Source organism: Fervidobacterium sp. 2310opik-2 (assembly GCF_011057735.1).
GTDB lineage: Bacteria > Thermotogota > Thermotogae > Thermotogales > Fervidobacteriaceae > Fervidobacterium > Fervidobacterium nodosum.
The window spans coordinates 49,803-64,982 of record NZ_LNGG01000029.1 but is presented as its reverse complement, the minus strand read 5'-3'; the positions used below and the strand labels follow the sequence as shown (position 1 = coordinate 64,982).

The following is a 15,180-nucleotide window of genomic DNA, read 5'->3' as shown; positions in this document are numbered from 1 at the left end:
AGAAATATAGTTTTATTCTTCCTCTTCACCTATCCTAAGCATTGCCAAAAATGCTTCTTGTGGTATTGTGACGTTTCCAATCTCTCTCAACTTCTTCTTACCTTCCTTTTGTTTTTCGAGCAATTTCATCTTTCTTGTAACGTCTCCTCCATAACACTTGGCAAGGACATCTTTTCTAAGTGCTTTTACAGTTGACCTTGCTATAAACCTTCCACCAGCTTTAGCCTGAATTGGAATTTCGAATTGGTGTTGTGGAATAAGTTCGGCAAGTTTATCGACAAGTTTCCTTGCAATTGTGTAAGCTTTATCCCTATGCGCGACAAAAGAAAGAGCGTCAACAGGTTCTTTGTTTACGTATATCGTTATTTTCACCAAATCACTCTTTCTGTATTCAAGAAATTCATAATCCATCGACGCATAACCACGACTTACAGCTTTCATCCTGTCGAAGAAATCAAATATTATCTCCGCCAATGGTACTTCGAAATGCATAACAACACGTTCATGTCCGGCATTCTCGGTTGAAACTAACGTACCACGTTTTTCATTCTGAACAAGGTTCATGAGTTTACCTATGTAATCCGGTGGCGTAATGATTGAAAGCTTGACGTAAGGTTCGTATATTTCTAAAACCTCACCTTCTTCTGGAAATTTTGCTGGGTCATTAATCATCAATTCTTTATAATCATGAGTGACTACTTTATACTCAACGTTTGGAGCTGTCAATATTACCGCAATATCAAATTCTCTTTCCAGCCTTTCTCTCACAACATCCATGTGCAAAAGTCCAAGAAAGCCACATCTAAAACCAAAGCCAAGTGCTGGCGAGTGATCTGGTTTATAAACGAGAGCTGCGTCGTTAAGTTTGTACTTATCAAGAGCCTTTCGCAATTCTTCATAATATTCCGGTAATCCAGGATACATACCCGCAAAGACCATGGGTTTAACCTCTTTGTAACCGGGTAGAGGTTCAGGTGACGGGTTTTCTGGTTTTGTAATTGTATCACCAATTTTTGCCTTTGAAACATCTTTCAATCCAGCAATAATATAACCAATATCACCTGCTTTTAAACTTTCAACAGGTGTCATATCAGGCGTAAACGTACCAACTTCATCAATTTCGTACACTTCATTACTTGACATCATCATTATTTTTTCGCCAGGTTTAATTTCACCATCAAATACTCGAACGTAAGTAACAACTCCTCTATACTTGTCGTACTTCGCGTCGAAAATTAAAGCTCTCAAATATCCATCTTCTTTTGTAGAAGGAGCTGGTACAAGCTTTATCACTGCTTCTATAAGTTCTTTAACACCAATACCTTCCTTAGCACTAATTTTGTAAATATCTTCGCCTGGAATTCCAATTAAATCTTCAATTTCAGCTATTGTTTCTTCTATATTAGCAGTTGGAACATCGATCTTATTTATCGCAGGAACAATCTCAAGGTTGTGCTCTAATGCCTTGTAAGTATTCGCAACTGTCTGAGCTTGTACACCTTGAGTAGCGTCAACTAGTAATATCGCTCCTTCAACAGCCGCCATACTTCTGTCAACTTCGTAAGAAAAATCAACGTGACCTGGTGTATCAACTATGTTTATCTCATACTCATTACCATCTTCTGCTTTGTAATACACTCTAAGCGGGTGTGACTTAATAGTTATGCCTCTCTCACGTTCGATATCCATACTATCAAGATACTGCTCTCTCATCTTCCTTTTTTCAATAGCATTTGTCATTTCTAAGATTCTATCTGTGAGTGTTGTCTTACCATGGTCTATATGCGCAATGATACAGATATTTCTAACATTTTCTATTCTCTTCATCGATTCCTTTCCCTCCATAATTTCTTAGACTACTTACACGTTTCAATTTTTATTTCTAACCTCGACAATTGTAAATGGTATAGATATTCCATACTCATCAAAATACTTCTTTATCCTTAAGGCAACGGCATTTAATGAGTCTATAAATGTCTCACGTTCAGCCCAAAATTTTACCGTATAAGTAACTCCGCTCGCATCGAACGATTTGAAAACAACCATATTCATTACACTTTCGTCTTTTATAACAAGAGGTTCATCTTCTAAAACTTTCTTTAAAACACTCTCTACAAGCTTCATATCTGTTGAGTAATCCACTGTAACATCAATCTCATTTCTTCTGTATTTTCCGGGCCAGAACTTCGTAACGGTTCCAGACCAGACCTTTCTGTTAGGTATAAGTACAAGTTTACCATCAAATGTAACCAAATGAGTATGGTTCATCTTTATGATATCCACAGTACCACTTTGCCCATCTATATCCACAACCTCTCCTTCAAACACTTTACGAGTAACAAGAACAAGTATCCCAGAAAGAAAGTTAGTTAAAGGCTCCTGAAATGCGAGTCCAAGAACAACACCAGATATTCCCAAACCTGTAAGATATGGCGTAAGATTAACATCCCATATCGAAAGTACACCAGCTACAGCAAATCCGTAAACTAAAAATGCTATTAAAAGCGATAAAGTCTTTGGAGCCTTAATTTCTCTCCCGAAAGTTGACATGAATCTATCAATGGATTTCATTATTACTTTGTGAATTACGTAGGCAATTACTAATGCTAAAGCTGAGAAAAAAACTTTAGTTAAGATAACTATTGTCATAGTATTATCACCTCTATTTATGCAATTTTCAATACATAATCTTAACAGCGTCTCTTACTTCTTCCATTGTTTGCTTTGCTATCTCTCTTGCTTTTTCGTTACCGTTTTCGATTATTTCTTGAACTTGGCCTTCTGTAATTGAATTGTACCTTTCCCAAATAGGACTTAATTTCTCAGTCATATGTTTCAACAACAACTTCTTACAATCAACACACCCGATTTTTGCTTGGGTACAACCTTCAAAAACCCATTGTTTTTCTTCTTCATTATCCGCTGTTCCAAACGCCTTGTGGTAATCCCAAACAGGACAATTTTCTGGATTACCCGGGTCTGTCCTTCTTTTCCTCGCAGGGTCAGTAACCATTGGAAGTACCATCTTAGAAAGTTCATTTTCAGTAGTTATCAAAGGTATTGTATTTCCATAGCTTTTACTCATCTTTCTTCCATCGGTTCCAAGCAATTTTGGGACTTTCGAAAGAAGCTCTTTTGGCTCAGGGAAAATCTCCTTTTTGAATATGTAATTAAATCTTCTTGCAATTTCTCTCGTCAACTCAATATGATAGACTTGGTCTTCACCAACTGGTACACCATCTGCTTTATAAATAAGAATATCGGCGGCTTGAAGTACAGGATACATTAAAAATCCAGCATTTGAAAGATCTTTATTTGCTAACTGTTGTTTCATTTCTTTATAAGTTGGAACCCTTTCAAGCCATGAAAGAGGCGTCACCATAGAAAAAATAAGCATTAATTCTGCGTGTTCTTTAACAGCGGATTGGACAAATAACGTTGATTTATCTAGTCCAACCGCTATTAATGTCCTTGCTAAATCTTTTGTGTAGTGTTTTAATTCTGAAGTATCTTCGTAATGAGTTGTAAGGGCATGCCAATCAGCTATAAAATAAAATGTATCATGACCTTCATTTTGCAATTTAATCCAATTTTCAAATACACCAACATAATGCCCAACATGGACTTTACCAGTTGGCCTTATACCACTAAGTATTCGCAAAACAATCAACCTCCTTGAACTGTGTATCTAAAACTTACCTAAAAGCTAAAAAACTCAGATACTAAAAGAGTGGAGTAAATCCCTGTTTATTCCAGTACGCATTTTTCACATCGTTGTAAAGTTCAAAGAGCATATTCTTGTGTCCCAATTCCCATTTTGCAAGAGTATTTAAAATCCTCTTCATATCGCTATCCTCAACTTTTTCAGCAGTGGTTCTGTAAAAATTTTCAAAATCTTCTTCGATAAGATAAGCCATTCTAAGTATACTCATATCATTTGCAATATCATCAAGCGTCCCTACTGAAAGCTCTTCTTTTTCTCTTTCCTCGAAAAAGTCACTTCTTGTAAGCACAGAATCAACATCTATTTCTATATCACTTTGTACCTTTTCCATAAGACTTTTTATAAATTCTACATGCTCTTCTTCCATCTTCCATAAACTTTCAAGCGTATCCCTTACTTCTTTACTTTTAGCACGTGTAGCTTTCTCTTTGTAAAATTCTCTACCTTCTATTTCTCTCGCCAATGCAAATCTTAAAATCCCTAAAATCTTCTCCATTGCGCTCCCCCCTTTGTAAAGAGTGATTGCGATTTCTTACATTCCAAGTATATCATAAACTCTATCCAAATATTCTCTTATTTCTAACTCTGAAAAACTTCTCGCGAAGCGTTTAATTTCATTTCCTTCGCTATCTATAATTAAAATCGTTGGAACTGTAAATACCATATTCTGACCCGCCACTTCTGGCTTTTGAACAACATCAACGACTTCAAGTTCAAGTTCGTAATCTTTTGAAATTCTCTGAATCTTTGGTAAAAAAGCGGTACACACACCACATTTATCGTTTTTGAAATACATAATCTTTAGCATAACATCGTACTCCTTTCTATTAATTATTATTTTTTTCAAAGAATCCATTTTCATACATATAATCGAATATTTTTCTCGCCATCGGCGCAGCTGTCTCTCCGCCGCTTTTTCCGTGTTCGATAAGTACTAAAACTGTATACATCGGTTCTTCACTCGGCGCAAATCCGATGAACCACGCATGCGGATCACCATCACCAACTTGAGCTGTACCAGTTTTTCCAGCAACGCTTATTGGAAATCCCTTAAATGATTTTGATGCAGTACCAGCATTAGCAGCGCTTCCTTGAACGCTTGTAACCTCTTCAAGCCCATTTATAATTAAATTCCAATCACTATCAGAAATATTAAGTTTTACTTTTTCTTCTACTATCTCCTCATTTATAACAAGTTTTGGCTTTATTATTACTCCTTTATTAGCGATAGCATTGTACAAATTAATCATTTGAAGAGGCGTGACTGTTAGAAATCCCTGTCCAATTCCGTAAAGTATCGTGTCACCAGGATACCATTTTTCTTTGAAGGTTTCATACTTCCACTCTGGCGTCGGCAAAGTACTTGAAACTTCTCCGGGCAAATTAATCTTCGTTTTTTCACCCAATTTGAAAGCTTTGGCAACTTCAACTATTTTATCAACACCAACATCTAACGCTGCGTTGTAGAAATAAACATTACAAGAAACTCTAATTGCCTTTTTCAAATCAACGATACCATGCCCGGAGGTTAACCAGTCTTTATACTTACCTGTTACATTCCCTTTTGAATCTCTATAATAGAAAACTCCATTGCATGATACAGTATTTGGTTGACCATACAATAATTGCGCAAGCGCAGTTATTACTTTAAAAGTCGAACCGGGTGGATAAACATTGGAAATAGCTCTATTAAGTAGCGGTTTTAGCGGGTCATTTATTAGCTTTTCCCAAGTTAATACATCAAGCTCATTCATATCATTCTCCGGAGATGGATAAGATACCATCGCTACAATTTCACCAGTTTTTGGTTTTGAAACTATAACAACTGATGGTGTTTCAGATTGTTTTAACATCTCATAGATAAATTTTTGAAGACCAAAGTTTATTGATGTTTGAAGATCCAAGCCATTGTCTGCCGCATTTTCTAATATCCCTTGCTGATAACCACCACCTGGAGTTCTGATAGTATACGAAACACCAAACTTCCCTTTTAGCACATCATTATAAGCATATTCTATGCCTGATGTACCATCACCATCGATATTAACACTCCCAATTAAGTGATAAAGAAAGCCGTAAGAATGCCTCTTTTCAATAGTTTTAACTGTGTATCCAATACTTTTGAGGAGAAACGCTTGTTCCCAGTCTAATTCTGTGACTCCAGTATTTTTTAAAGTTGCAATTTGTTCAATAGATAGATACTTTTTCAATATTTTTTCATCATCTTGGGTATATTTAGCCAAATTTAGAACTGGTTTCCACTCACTCCAAGCAAGCTTAACACCATCGGAAGAGTAAATAGTACCTCTCAAACCTCTATTGTAACCACCTTTACCAAGAATCTCCGATAAAAAACTTTTATATTTGTACTGTTCTATTACTTGCACTTTTACAAGACCATAAAAGACATAAAAAAACATTGCCAAAAAAAGCATAAATGGTATGTATTTTCTCGCAAACTTATCTGCCATTTAATCACCACTCATGTTTAAAATGCCCAAAGTATAATAAACTATAATTTACTTGAATCTTCAATTTTTTCAATATGCTTTTTCACAATACTTTCTATTGCAATTTCTTCACTTAAATTACTATTATCAAGCTTTAAGCAGAACAATTCTTCAAGTATATTATTCAAAATCGGTCCAGCCTTCAATTGATACCTTTCCATCAAATACTTACCAGTTACCTTCTCAATTCTTGTGTTAAGAACAGTATCTATGTAACTGAGCAAATAATTTTGTTCATCTTCATCAAGATAAGCGGAGATATGTGAATAAATATAAGGATTTGACTTTCCACAAACCTTATAAATATCGGAAAAAGGATAACGATTTTCGATAAGCGATTTAACAGGGATAATTATATTTTCAGTGAATTTTAAAGTTTCTATAAATTTCTTAGGATAACCGTATTTTGCCCTCATCTCTTCAAGGGTAGATTTATCGTAATACTCAAGGAAAATTGTAGATACAGCGTAGAAATCATTAAAGTTTTCAAATCTTTCCTTCAAGTATGGAATAAATTTAAACAACCTTACAAATTTTTCTTCCATAGTTGCAGTGTAATAAGTCTTTGGAAATATATGCTTTATCATGTCAAGCTCTGCCATTCTTTTAATTGCTTTAATTGGATTTTTTTCTTCCAATATCTTTTCTATTTCCTGCCTAATCCTGGAACCTGAAACCCTTTCTAAATATCTTTCGGAGAGATTTTTTTTCAACAAATCAAGCGTATGGTTTTCCATTTTGAACCCGTACCTCTGCTCAAATCTCACAGCTCTAATCATCCTCGTCGGATCTTCAACAAAACTCAAATTGTGGAGTACCCTAATTACACCTTCCTCAAGATCTTTTTGACAATTGAAAAAATCATACAACGTTCCAAAATCCTGCGGATTTAACTTTATCGCCATCGCATTAATAGTGAAATCCCTTCTATACAAATCCTTCTTTATTGTACTTATATCCACTTGTGGCAATTCTCCAGGACTTTCGTAATATTCAGTCCTAGCTGTCGCTACATCGATTTTAAATCCATCTTTGAATATAACATTAGCGGTAAAAAATTTCTCATATGGTACAACAATGGCATTAAGTTGTTGAGCCATATACTTAGCGAATTCTATACCATTCCCCTCAACAACGATATCAATATCGTAATTTTCAATATTCAAAATCAAATCTCTAACAAATCCTCCAACAACATATACAGGAGAATTCATTTCGTTACCGAAAAAGCCAATTAATCTGAGAAGATTTACAATTCTTCTTGATAGTCTTTCGTTTATTAAATGAGATATATTATTGAACGTAGTTTTAATTTCCTCTCTTTTTTCTAAATAAGACTTTTTTGGGCTACTTTCAGCCCTAATAATATCAGACCTAGTAACTATTCCAACTAAAATATTATTTTCATCTAAAATTGGAATTCGGCCAATATCATTCTCAATCATTAACTTTCGAAGGACACTTACAGGTGTATCTAACTTCGCAGTTATCAACTTAGAGCTCATTATAGACTTGATAGGTCTCTTGCCAAGTCCATGATTGAGTGCCTTATCAACAGTTTTTTTAGTCACAATCCCCACCAATTTATTTCCTTCAACAACAGGCATACCGCTGTGCCCTGTTATTTCCATTATTTTATTAACTTCCTCTATACTTTCGGTTGCGAGAGCCGTTCTAACCGGTGAGGACATAATATCTTTCGCCTTAAGTCCAGTATTTATGTAATTTGGCAAAACCTGAAGTATTTTATGCTCAACTTCCTCCACAGAGGCTATATTCACTTTAGCCGATGCCGCTTGCTTGTGTCCTCCGCCGCCAAACACACTCATTAATCCAGCAAGGTCAATATCTGGTGATTTGGTTCTAGCTGTAATAAAAACTTTCTTAGCCATCCTAACGATAACTATAAGCGTATCAACATTTTGAGCATACCAAAATTTCGCAACTATGGCCGCAAGCCCACCAATAAATTTTTCAGTTTCCGCTGTAGCTATCGTAATTTGATAATTATTTACATTATAAGTCTTAACATTCTGTAATAGATTATTTAAAACAATCTTTTGATCTATCGTGAGGTCAAATTTTATGTATTCCGAAACAGTATTCAAAGAAAGACCATTTTGAAACAGATAAATCACAGCCTCTAAATCTTCAAGTGTTGTGCTCGAAAACAAAAGACTTCCGGTATCTTCGTAAATACCTATACCAAGTAAAGAAGCTTCCTCATTTGAAAGCTTAATCCCTTTTTCTTTTAGCATATTAGCAACAATAGTAGTCGCTGCGCCAGTTTGCTTAATAATTTTATTTAAATTCTTATTTTCTATATTCAACTCACGGATATCTGGATGGTGATCTATTACTGTAATTTTTGTATCAGAAGACAACTTACTCTTTATTTCCTCGCCTATTCTTTCTATATCCGGCGTATCAACAATAATTAATTCTTCGATATCGCCATTGAAACCCTTGAGTTCATTTTCGTATATAAAAGGGAAAAAATCGCCATAAAATCTTAAAAATTCGCTAAGATTTTGAAATGGGTTACCAGATATAACAATTTGAAAATCTGGATAAATCTTTTTAAGCCCTACGCAACTAGCAAAACCATCAAAATCAGGATTAGAATGAGTTGTAATAACTTTTAATCTATTCAATCTATCACTTCCCGTTTTTTTAGCTTATTAATTGTTCCTGTGACTATTTCCAAATCCCTTTTGTCAACTTTAGCTATTCCATAGAATATCTCAAAATACCTTTGGAATATACCTGATGAGCGTCTTTCAACAACGGGTTTCCAAGAACCGCAGTTCATATAAAATTTAATATCATCTTTAACTTTCAGAACTTCAAAATTAGGTCGATGGCTGTGACCAGTTATTATACCATCTATATTTCCAATTAACTTTAAGTTTGATTTATCATCAACGTATCCATCCATATTATTTATCAAAAAAGATGGATCTTTGAAAATTCTCACCGCAGCTTTTTTTAAATAATCCGTCTTTTTAAGCTTTCTAAAATTCATTACCATCCTAACAATCAATTCGCCTAATTTAATTCCACCAACTTTATTTAAAAAAACTATTGAAAGCTTACTCATAAATGGATAATTTTTCTTCATCCAAGTTTTTGCTTCATCTTGTCTCATCATTTCTATAAAATTATCTATCCACATTTTCAAAAGGTCAACGCTATTCTCATATACCTCAGTTATTTTCTCAAGCCAGAGAAACACATCTAATGTAGGCCTAACATTATCGTAATCACGTATTACTTCATCCGGTAAATGCTTTCTCAATTCATTATCGAAGTTACTCATCATGTACCTTGCTATAAAATCGCCCAGTGGTGGGATAATTTCACCGTTGACTTCCTTAAATTTATTAACAGAATCAAATTGATTTCCATGGATAGCCAATATATTTGTTTCCTCATCATAGAAATATGGAACTATGTTTAGGTTACTTATTCTTTCTTTTAAAGCTTGTTGAAGCCTTTGATTTTTTAATATATAGTAATCATGATTACCAACGACATACCATATATTTCCTTTGAAATTTTGTAATGCTTTAAAAATTTTGGGATGCCTTCTTTCTATATCCTCAATCACATTTTCGTCAATTTTATCCATACTTTCCCAAAAACCAATGAGCCCAAGACTTTGAACAGCACTTGATTCAAGAATTTCGAATCCATCACCAACAATAACAATTTCGGGGTTCTCCAGATTATTCCAATCTAAAAGCATACTCTCGAACAAATCATCCTGTTCGAAATCATCTTTGCTATTTCCATCACCGATATGAAGGTCACTGATAAATATAAGATTTCTCATAAAGAACCCCTCTATTCAAGGTAATTATTCAATTTTAAGCAAAAAATTAAAATTCAAAAATCCTCTCAGGATGTACATAAAATATTTTCGTACCTGGTATATTTATCTTTTTTATAGCCTTTTCAAGTCCTCTAACGTATCGTGATGAAATATGGTACAAAACTAAATTCTTTACGTTTGAATCTTTTACAAGTTCAACTATATCATCCAAAGACGCATGATTGTTAAATTTTCTGTCCTCCCTATTTAAAAAAGTACATTCATGAAAAAGTATCTCCGTATCCATTATATCTTCTTTTTTCAACAAAACAGTATCACCAGAAATTGTAAGCACCTTTTTCTCATAAGCTTCCGTTATCTCTTCGCTTCCAAGTTTTTTAGCAAGATTTGAAATCTCCTCTTTCGGCAAATCCCTGTATTCTTCTTTCAATCTCCTACGTACGTCTATTACGTGATAACCAAAAGCTACTTCACTATATGTATGGTTAACTTGAAATGGCTGAACGTATCTAATGAAAGAACCTGATTTTCTTAAAAATACATTTTCACCTTTTTTTACAGGCACAAAAATAAGCTCAAATCTTAGATCGTTATTTGCTCTCTTCAAAAATTCCGCGTAAAATTCTATTCCCTTATTACCTTCAGGATAATAAACTGTGAGAGGCTTCTCTCTATCTCCCATAGCGTTATTTCTGGTATTTATTATCGACCAAAGTCCCGCTATATGGTCAACATGCCCATGAGTAAGAAAAATATGCCTAACAGCATAAATTTTATTACTAAGCATAGTAGCAACACCTTCACCAGCGTCGAACAAAATCCTCTCCGGTGAATAATAAATCCATGTTGAGTACAGTGCTTTACTAAACGCTATAAAATTCAAAAAAAACGCACCTCCAAAAGTATTCTAATATTCTATTGGATATTCTCCTATTTAAATTAATTTATTCCTCGCGTAATACCTCAACCTTTATCTTTCCACTAACTCCTCCTGGTAATTTAACGGTTACATCATACGTTCCAAGGGCTTTTATTGGATTATCTAACACTATCCATTTTTTGTCAAATTCCTTAGATAATGTTTTTGAAATTACATCTGATATATTGGCACTTGTAAGTGAACCGAAGAGTTTCCCACCATCACCAGCTTTTGCTTTTATCTTAAAAACATGTTTGTGTAGTTCAGAAAGCAAATTTTCACTTTCTCTTTTCAACGCCTCAAGCCTTTTCTTTTCTTCTTCTTTCTCTTTTTCAAGTTGCTTAAGAACCTCTGGCGTTGCCTCTCTTGCAAGACCTCTTGGAATTAAAAAATTCCTTGCGTATCCATCAGACGCGTTAATTACTTCACCTTTCTTTCCAAGTTTCGGAACATCTTGAATAAGTACTACCTTCATTTACAATTCCTCCCTTTCATATTTCAGTTAAATTCAAACATTAATTGCCTATAACTACCAAATACCTATCTTTACCGGCTAAATCCTTCAGTATTTCTCCACCTGTAAGTTTTCTCAACGCCTCTCCTTGATCTTCTCCTATCTCCATTACAACTATTTTACCTTGAATATTGTAACGTTCAAAGAACTTTTTGTAAAAATCAAGACCATCTTTTCCCGCGAATAACGCATCAGGTGGCTCATATTGAACTTCTATAGGCAAAACAGCATCCGCTTTCACGTAAGGTGGATTTGAAACAATCAACTCAATTTCATCGAACTTCTCAATAAACGGCTCGGCGTATTCACCAAGTTTCAACTCACAACTAACATCGTACATTTGAGAATTCTTTCTTGTAACTTCAATTGCCTTTGGATTAATATCCGTTCCGTAACACTCCACGCCTGTTTCCAAAGCAAGGGTAATTAATATCACCCCACTTCCAACTCCTATTTCCAATACTTTCTTTATACCATTTTTTCTAATCAAATCAATAGCTATTTCAACAAGCCCTTCCGTTTCCCAACGAGGTATAAGGACCCCTTCTTCTATGTAAAACTTCCTCCCGAAAAATTCAACTTCACCTAATATGTATTGGAGTGGGTAACCTGTCAGACGTTTCTCCAAAAGCTCTATTGCCTGTTCAGGGCATTCCAACTCATCATGTGAAATGACAAATTCTTTTGACCTTTCAAGCACCTTACTAATCAAAATCAGAGCTTCCCTCTCGGGAAGCCCTTTCTCTTTGTAAAGCTTCAAAACTTCAGAGATTTTCATCTGCTTAATTCTGCTTATATCCCGAGTTGTTTTCTTACAACTGGGTCTATCCTATCTGGTGTCCATGGTGGGTCAAATGTGAGTTCAATCTCGACATTACCGACACCTTCTATAGACCTTATTTTCATCTCAGCATCGCCCATAATCCCACCTGCTAATGGGCACATGGGTGTTGTCATCGTCATTAAAACTTTAACATTATTTTGCTCATCGACCTGTATATCATAAACTAAGCCAAGTGTAACAACATCGAGACCTATTTCCCAATCAATTACTTCTTTCAATTTATTCAAAACGGCTGTACGAAGCTCTTCTCTTCCCACATTAATCCTCTCCTTTCGATAATTCCTCTATCTTACCAGCTATATCGTAAGCGGCATTTGAAATATACTCTTCATTAGGCCCTTGCACGAAAACTCTAACAAGAGGTTCTGTACCGGATGGTCTTACGACGATATCAACATCTTCTCTCTTATATTTCTCTATCAACTTCTTCACTTCTTCATGCTCGACAACTAATTTGTTTTTTGTCTTAACATTTATCATTATCTGCGGATAATCTGGTATCTCATCTGCAAGTTCAGAAAGTTTTTTACCAGATTTTATCATAACACTGATAGTTTCAAGAGCTGTTATAATACCGTCACCGGTTGTAGATTTATCTAAAAAGATTACATGACCACTTCTCTCTCCACCGACACTTGCGTTAAGTTCAAGCATTTTCTCAAGGACGTACCTATCTCCAACTTTCACTCTAACAAGTTTTATGCCATTGTTTTTAAGAAAAACCTCCAATCCCATATTGGAAAGCACTGTACCAACAGCAACATCGTTTTTCAATCGACCTTCCAATTTCATGTGTTTCGCACACAAACCAATTATCTTGTCACCATGTACCTCTTGTTTTTTCTCATCTAAAAGAATACACCTATCGGCGTCACCATCGTGCAGTATCGCAAGATTGTGATTCGTCATCTTTTCAATAGCTTTCTTAGGGTTTGTTGAGCCACAATCTACATTTATATTGTAACCATCAGGGGTATTATATATCACATCAACTTTTGCTCCTAATTCCCTTAATATATATGGTGTTGTCTCGTATGCTGCACCATTTCCAGCATCTACAAGAATTTTTAAACCAGTTAAGTCCAAACCTTCAAATTGCTGAACAATGTAATTTGTATATTCCTCAAACGCAAGCTTATAGTCCACCACACAGCCAATCTCATTGTAAGGGGAATAATGAATTTCATTCATACGCTTTTCGAGAGTTTCCTCAACTTCATCTGGAAGCTTGAAACCACGTGATAATACTTTTAAACCGTTGAACTCAGGAGGATTGTGAGAGGCTGAAATCATGACACCTATAGCATCCTCCAATTTTGTTATAACCGCAAGCGCGGGGGTCGGTAAAACTCCACATCTATAAACAGTTGCACCCGCGGATGTCGCTCCTGCAACTAAAGCGGCTTCAAGCATATCGCCACTTGCCCGTGTGTCCTTTGCAATGAATATCCTCTTATCAACATATTTTGCTAAAGCATTCCCGAGCTTGAAGGCTATCTCTGGTGTTAATTCTTCATTTACAACACCTCTGATACCATCTGTTCCAAAAAGGCGCATGGAAATTCCTCCCTGTTTAAATTATTTATCTCGTCTCCATATTATCTTCTCTATATTATCTACTACCAGTTTCACGTGGGACAAGTGATTTAATCCATTCTACAAAAGCTGGATAATTCCTCGTTTGTATATACACCCTACCAGGTCCTGTAAAGGTACACACAAGCCCTTCTCCACCGAAAATAGTCGACTTTAATCCACCAAACGTACGAACACTGTAATTCACACTGCCATCAAAAGCGACAACATGACCTGTATCTATTGTCATCTGTTCCCCGGGCTGAAGCTCAATAAGCTTTATACCTCCGAAAGATGATATAGCCACATCACCGTAACCTTGAAGCTTTAGCAAGAAAATACCTTCCCCTGAAAAGAAAGATTTAAAACCACCAAATGACACATCAATGTCTACCGAAGTATCACTCGCGAGAAAAGAAGTTGATTGAACAAATAAAGTTTGATTTAATGGCACAACATCTATATCACCAGGCAACTCAGGCGCAACTCCAACTTCACCATTACCGTGAGAAACATAAGTATTCATAAAGAAACTCTCGCCACCTAAAATAGCACGTTTCAAAGCTTTCCAAACGCCACCTGTTGAAGTTTGAACTTCCACAGGACCTTTCATATAAACCATAGCTCCCGGTTCCACTTTCGCACTTTCCCCAGGACCTATAAAAATTTTCAAAAGAGCATAACTTCCCCTGAATTCAATATCATATTTCATATTCTTCGTCCTCCATCTTGAATATGTAAACACCATCTTCGTTATCAACTTCTTTGAGCCTTAATTTTACTATTTCCTTCTCTTTGGAGCTTGGTATATTTTTACCAACGTAATCAGGTCTAATTGGAAACTCTCTATGTCCTCTGTCAATTAAGACTGCAAGTTGTATGCTCTTTGGTCTACCACGTGAGATAATCGCGTCCATAGCAGCCCTAACTGTTCTTCCAGTGAAGAGCACATCATCAACAAGAATAACTTTCTTATCGTTAATCGGAAAATTAATATCGCTCTTGTCATCTTCTTTTGACGTTCTTTTTTCATCATCTCTGAATGGCGAAACATCCAGAGCGCCAACAGGCACATCAACACCTTCGATAATTGATATATTCTTACCTATCCTCTTTGCGAGAAATGCTCCTCGTGTTATTATTCCAATAAGGACAATATCTTTGGCACCCTTATTCTTTTCTAAAATCTCATGGGCTATCCTCATCAACGACCTTCTTATATCATCTTCATTCAAAATCTTTATAGCTTTATTAATAGC

The 15,180-nt window shown here is 35.4% G+C and carries 15 protein-coding genes; all 15 read right to left on the bottom strand.

The genetic code is table 11. The features are described 5' to 3' along the window. Positions 1 to 12: 12 nt before the first annotated feature. The 15 genes from lepA to pyrR all read right to left on the bottom strand — a co-directional run bounded on the left by lepA (position 13) and on the right by pyrR (position 15,177). On the bottom strand, positions 13 to 1,827 hold the full coding sequence (lepA, locus tag AS161_RS09125; protein WP_164542579.1) for a translation elongation factor 4: 1,815 nt from the start codon (positions 1,825 to 1,827) through the stop codon (positions 13 to 15). Between the two features lie 42 nt (positions 1,828 to 1,869). Then, positions 1,870 to 2,649 carry a mechanosensitive ion channel family protein gene (locus tag AS161_RS09120; RefSeq protein ID WP_164542578.1) on the bottom strand — a complete coding sequence of 260 codons (780 nt, stop codon included), beginning with the start codon at positions 2,647 to 2,649 and terminating at the stop codon, positions 1,870 to 1,872. Positions 2,650 to 2,677: 28 nt separating this feature from the next. Next, positions 2,678 to 3,661: a tryptophan--tRNA ligase gene (trpS, locus tag AS161_RS09115; protein WP_011994055.1), complete on the bottom strand. Its 984-nt coding sequence runs from the start codon at positions 3,659 to 3,661 to the stop codon at positions 2,678 to 2,680. Between the two features lie 61 nt (positions 3,662 to 3,722). After that, positions 3,723 to 4,220 carry a ferritin family protein gene (locus AS161_RS09110; protein WP_011994056.1) on the bottom strand — a complete coding sequence of 166 codons (498 nt, stop codon included), beginning with the start codon at positions 4,218 to 4,220 and terminating at the stop codon, positions 3,723 to 3,725. 36 nt (positions 4,221 to 4,256) lie between these two features. Continuing rightward, complete coding sequence (locus AS161_RS09105; protein WP_337998411.1) at positions 4,257 to 4,622, bottom strand: thioredoxin family protein; 366 nt, start codon at positions 4,620 to 4,622, stop codon at positions 4,257 to 4,259. Continuing rightward, positions 4,552 to 6,195 (bottom strand): penicillin-binding transpeptidase domain-containing protein, encoded by a 1,644-nt coding sequence (locus AS161_RS09100; RefSeq protein ID WP_164542577.1) that lies wholly within the window; start codon positions 6,193 to 6,195, stop codon positions 4,552 to 4,554. Before AS161_RS09100 ends, AS161_RS09105 begins: the two co-directional genes overlap by 71 nt. A 41-nt stretch (positions 6,196 to 6,236) precedes the next feature. After that, on the bottom strand, positions 6,237 to 8,888 hold the full coding sequence (locus tag AS161_RS09095; RefSeq protein ID WP_164542576.1) for a CBS domain-containing protein: 2,652 nt from the start codon (positions 8,886 to 8,888) through the stop codon (positions 6,237 to 6,239). Beyond that, a complete protein-coding gene (locus AS161_RS09090) occupies positions 8,885 to 10,069 on the bottom strand; it encodes a metallophosphoesterase (protein ID WP_164542575.1) in 1,185 nt (394 codons plus the stop codon). The genes AS161_RS09095 and AS161_RS09090 overlap by 4 nt, the downstream gene beginning before the upstream one ends. Positions 10,070 to 10,115: 46 nt before the next feature. Next, positions 10,116 to 10,952, bottom strand: coding sequence for an MBL fold metallo-hydrolase (locus AS161_RS09085; RefSeq protein ID WP_011994061.1), 837 nt, complete (start codon positions 10,950 to 10,952; stop codon positions 10,116 to 10,118). A gap of 61 nt (positions 10,953 to 11,013) precedes the next feature. Further along, a complete protein-coding gene (rplI, locus tag AS161_RS09080; RefSeq protein ID WP_011994062.1) occupies positions 11,014 to 11,463 on the bottom strand; it encodes a 50S ribosomal protein L9 in 450 nt (149 codons plus the stop codon). 40 nt (positions 11,464 to 11,503) lie between these two features. Then, positions 11,504 to 12,280: a peptide chain release factor N(5)-glutamine methyltransferase gene (gene prmC / locus AS161_RS09075; RefSeq protein WP_164542574.1), complete on the bottom strand. Its 777-nt coding sequence runs from the start codon at positions 12,278 to 12,280 to the stop codon at positions 11,504 to 11,506. 14 nt (positions 12,281 to 12,294) lie between these two features. Then, positions 12,295 to 12,603: a metal-sulfur cluster assembly factor gene (locus AS161_RS09070; RefSeq protein ID WP_011994064.1), complete on the bottom strand. Its 309-nt coding sequence runs from the start codon at positions 12,601 to 12,603 to the stop codon at positions 12,295 to 12,297. Position 12,604: 1 nt separating this feature from the next. After that, positions 12,605 to 13,903, bottom strand: a complete 1,299-nt coding sequence (glmM, locus tag AS161_RS09065; protein WP_164542573.1) for a phosphoglucosamine mutase — start codon at positions 13,901 to 13,903, stop codon at positions 12,605 to 12,607. Positions 13,904 to 13,958: 55 nt separating this feature from the next. After that, positions 13,959 to 14,633, bottom strand: coding sequence for a TIGR00266 family protein (locus tag AS161_RS09060; protein ID WP_011994066.1), 675 nt, complete (start codon positions 14,631 to 14,633; stop codon positions 13,959 to 13,961). Beyond that, positions 14,623 to 15,177: a bifunctional pyr operon transcriptional regulator/uracil phosphoribosyltransferase PyrR gene (gene pyrR, locus AS161_RS09055; RefSeq protein ID WP_041257136.1), complete on the bottom strand. Its 555-nt coding sequence runs from the start codon at positions 15,175 to 15,177 to the stop codon at positions 14,623 to 14,625. The genes AS161_RS09060 and pyrR overlap by 11 nt, the downstream gene beginning before the upstream one ends. Positions 15,178 to 15,180: the final 3 nt, after the last annotated feature.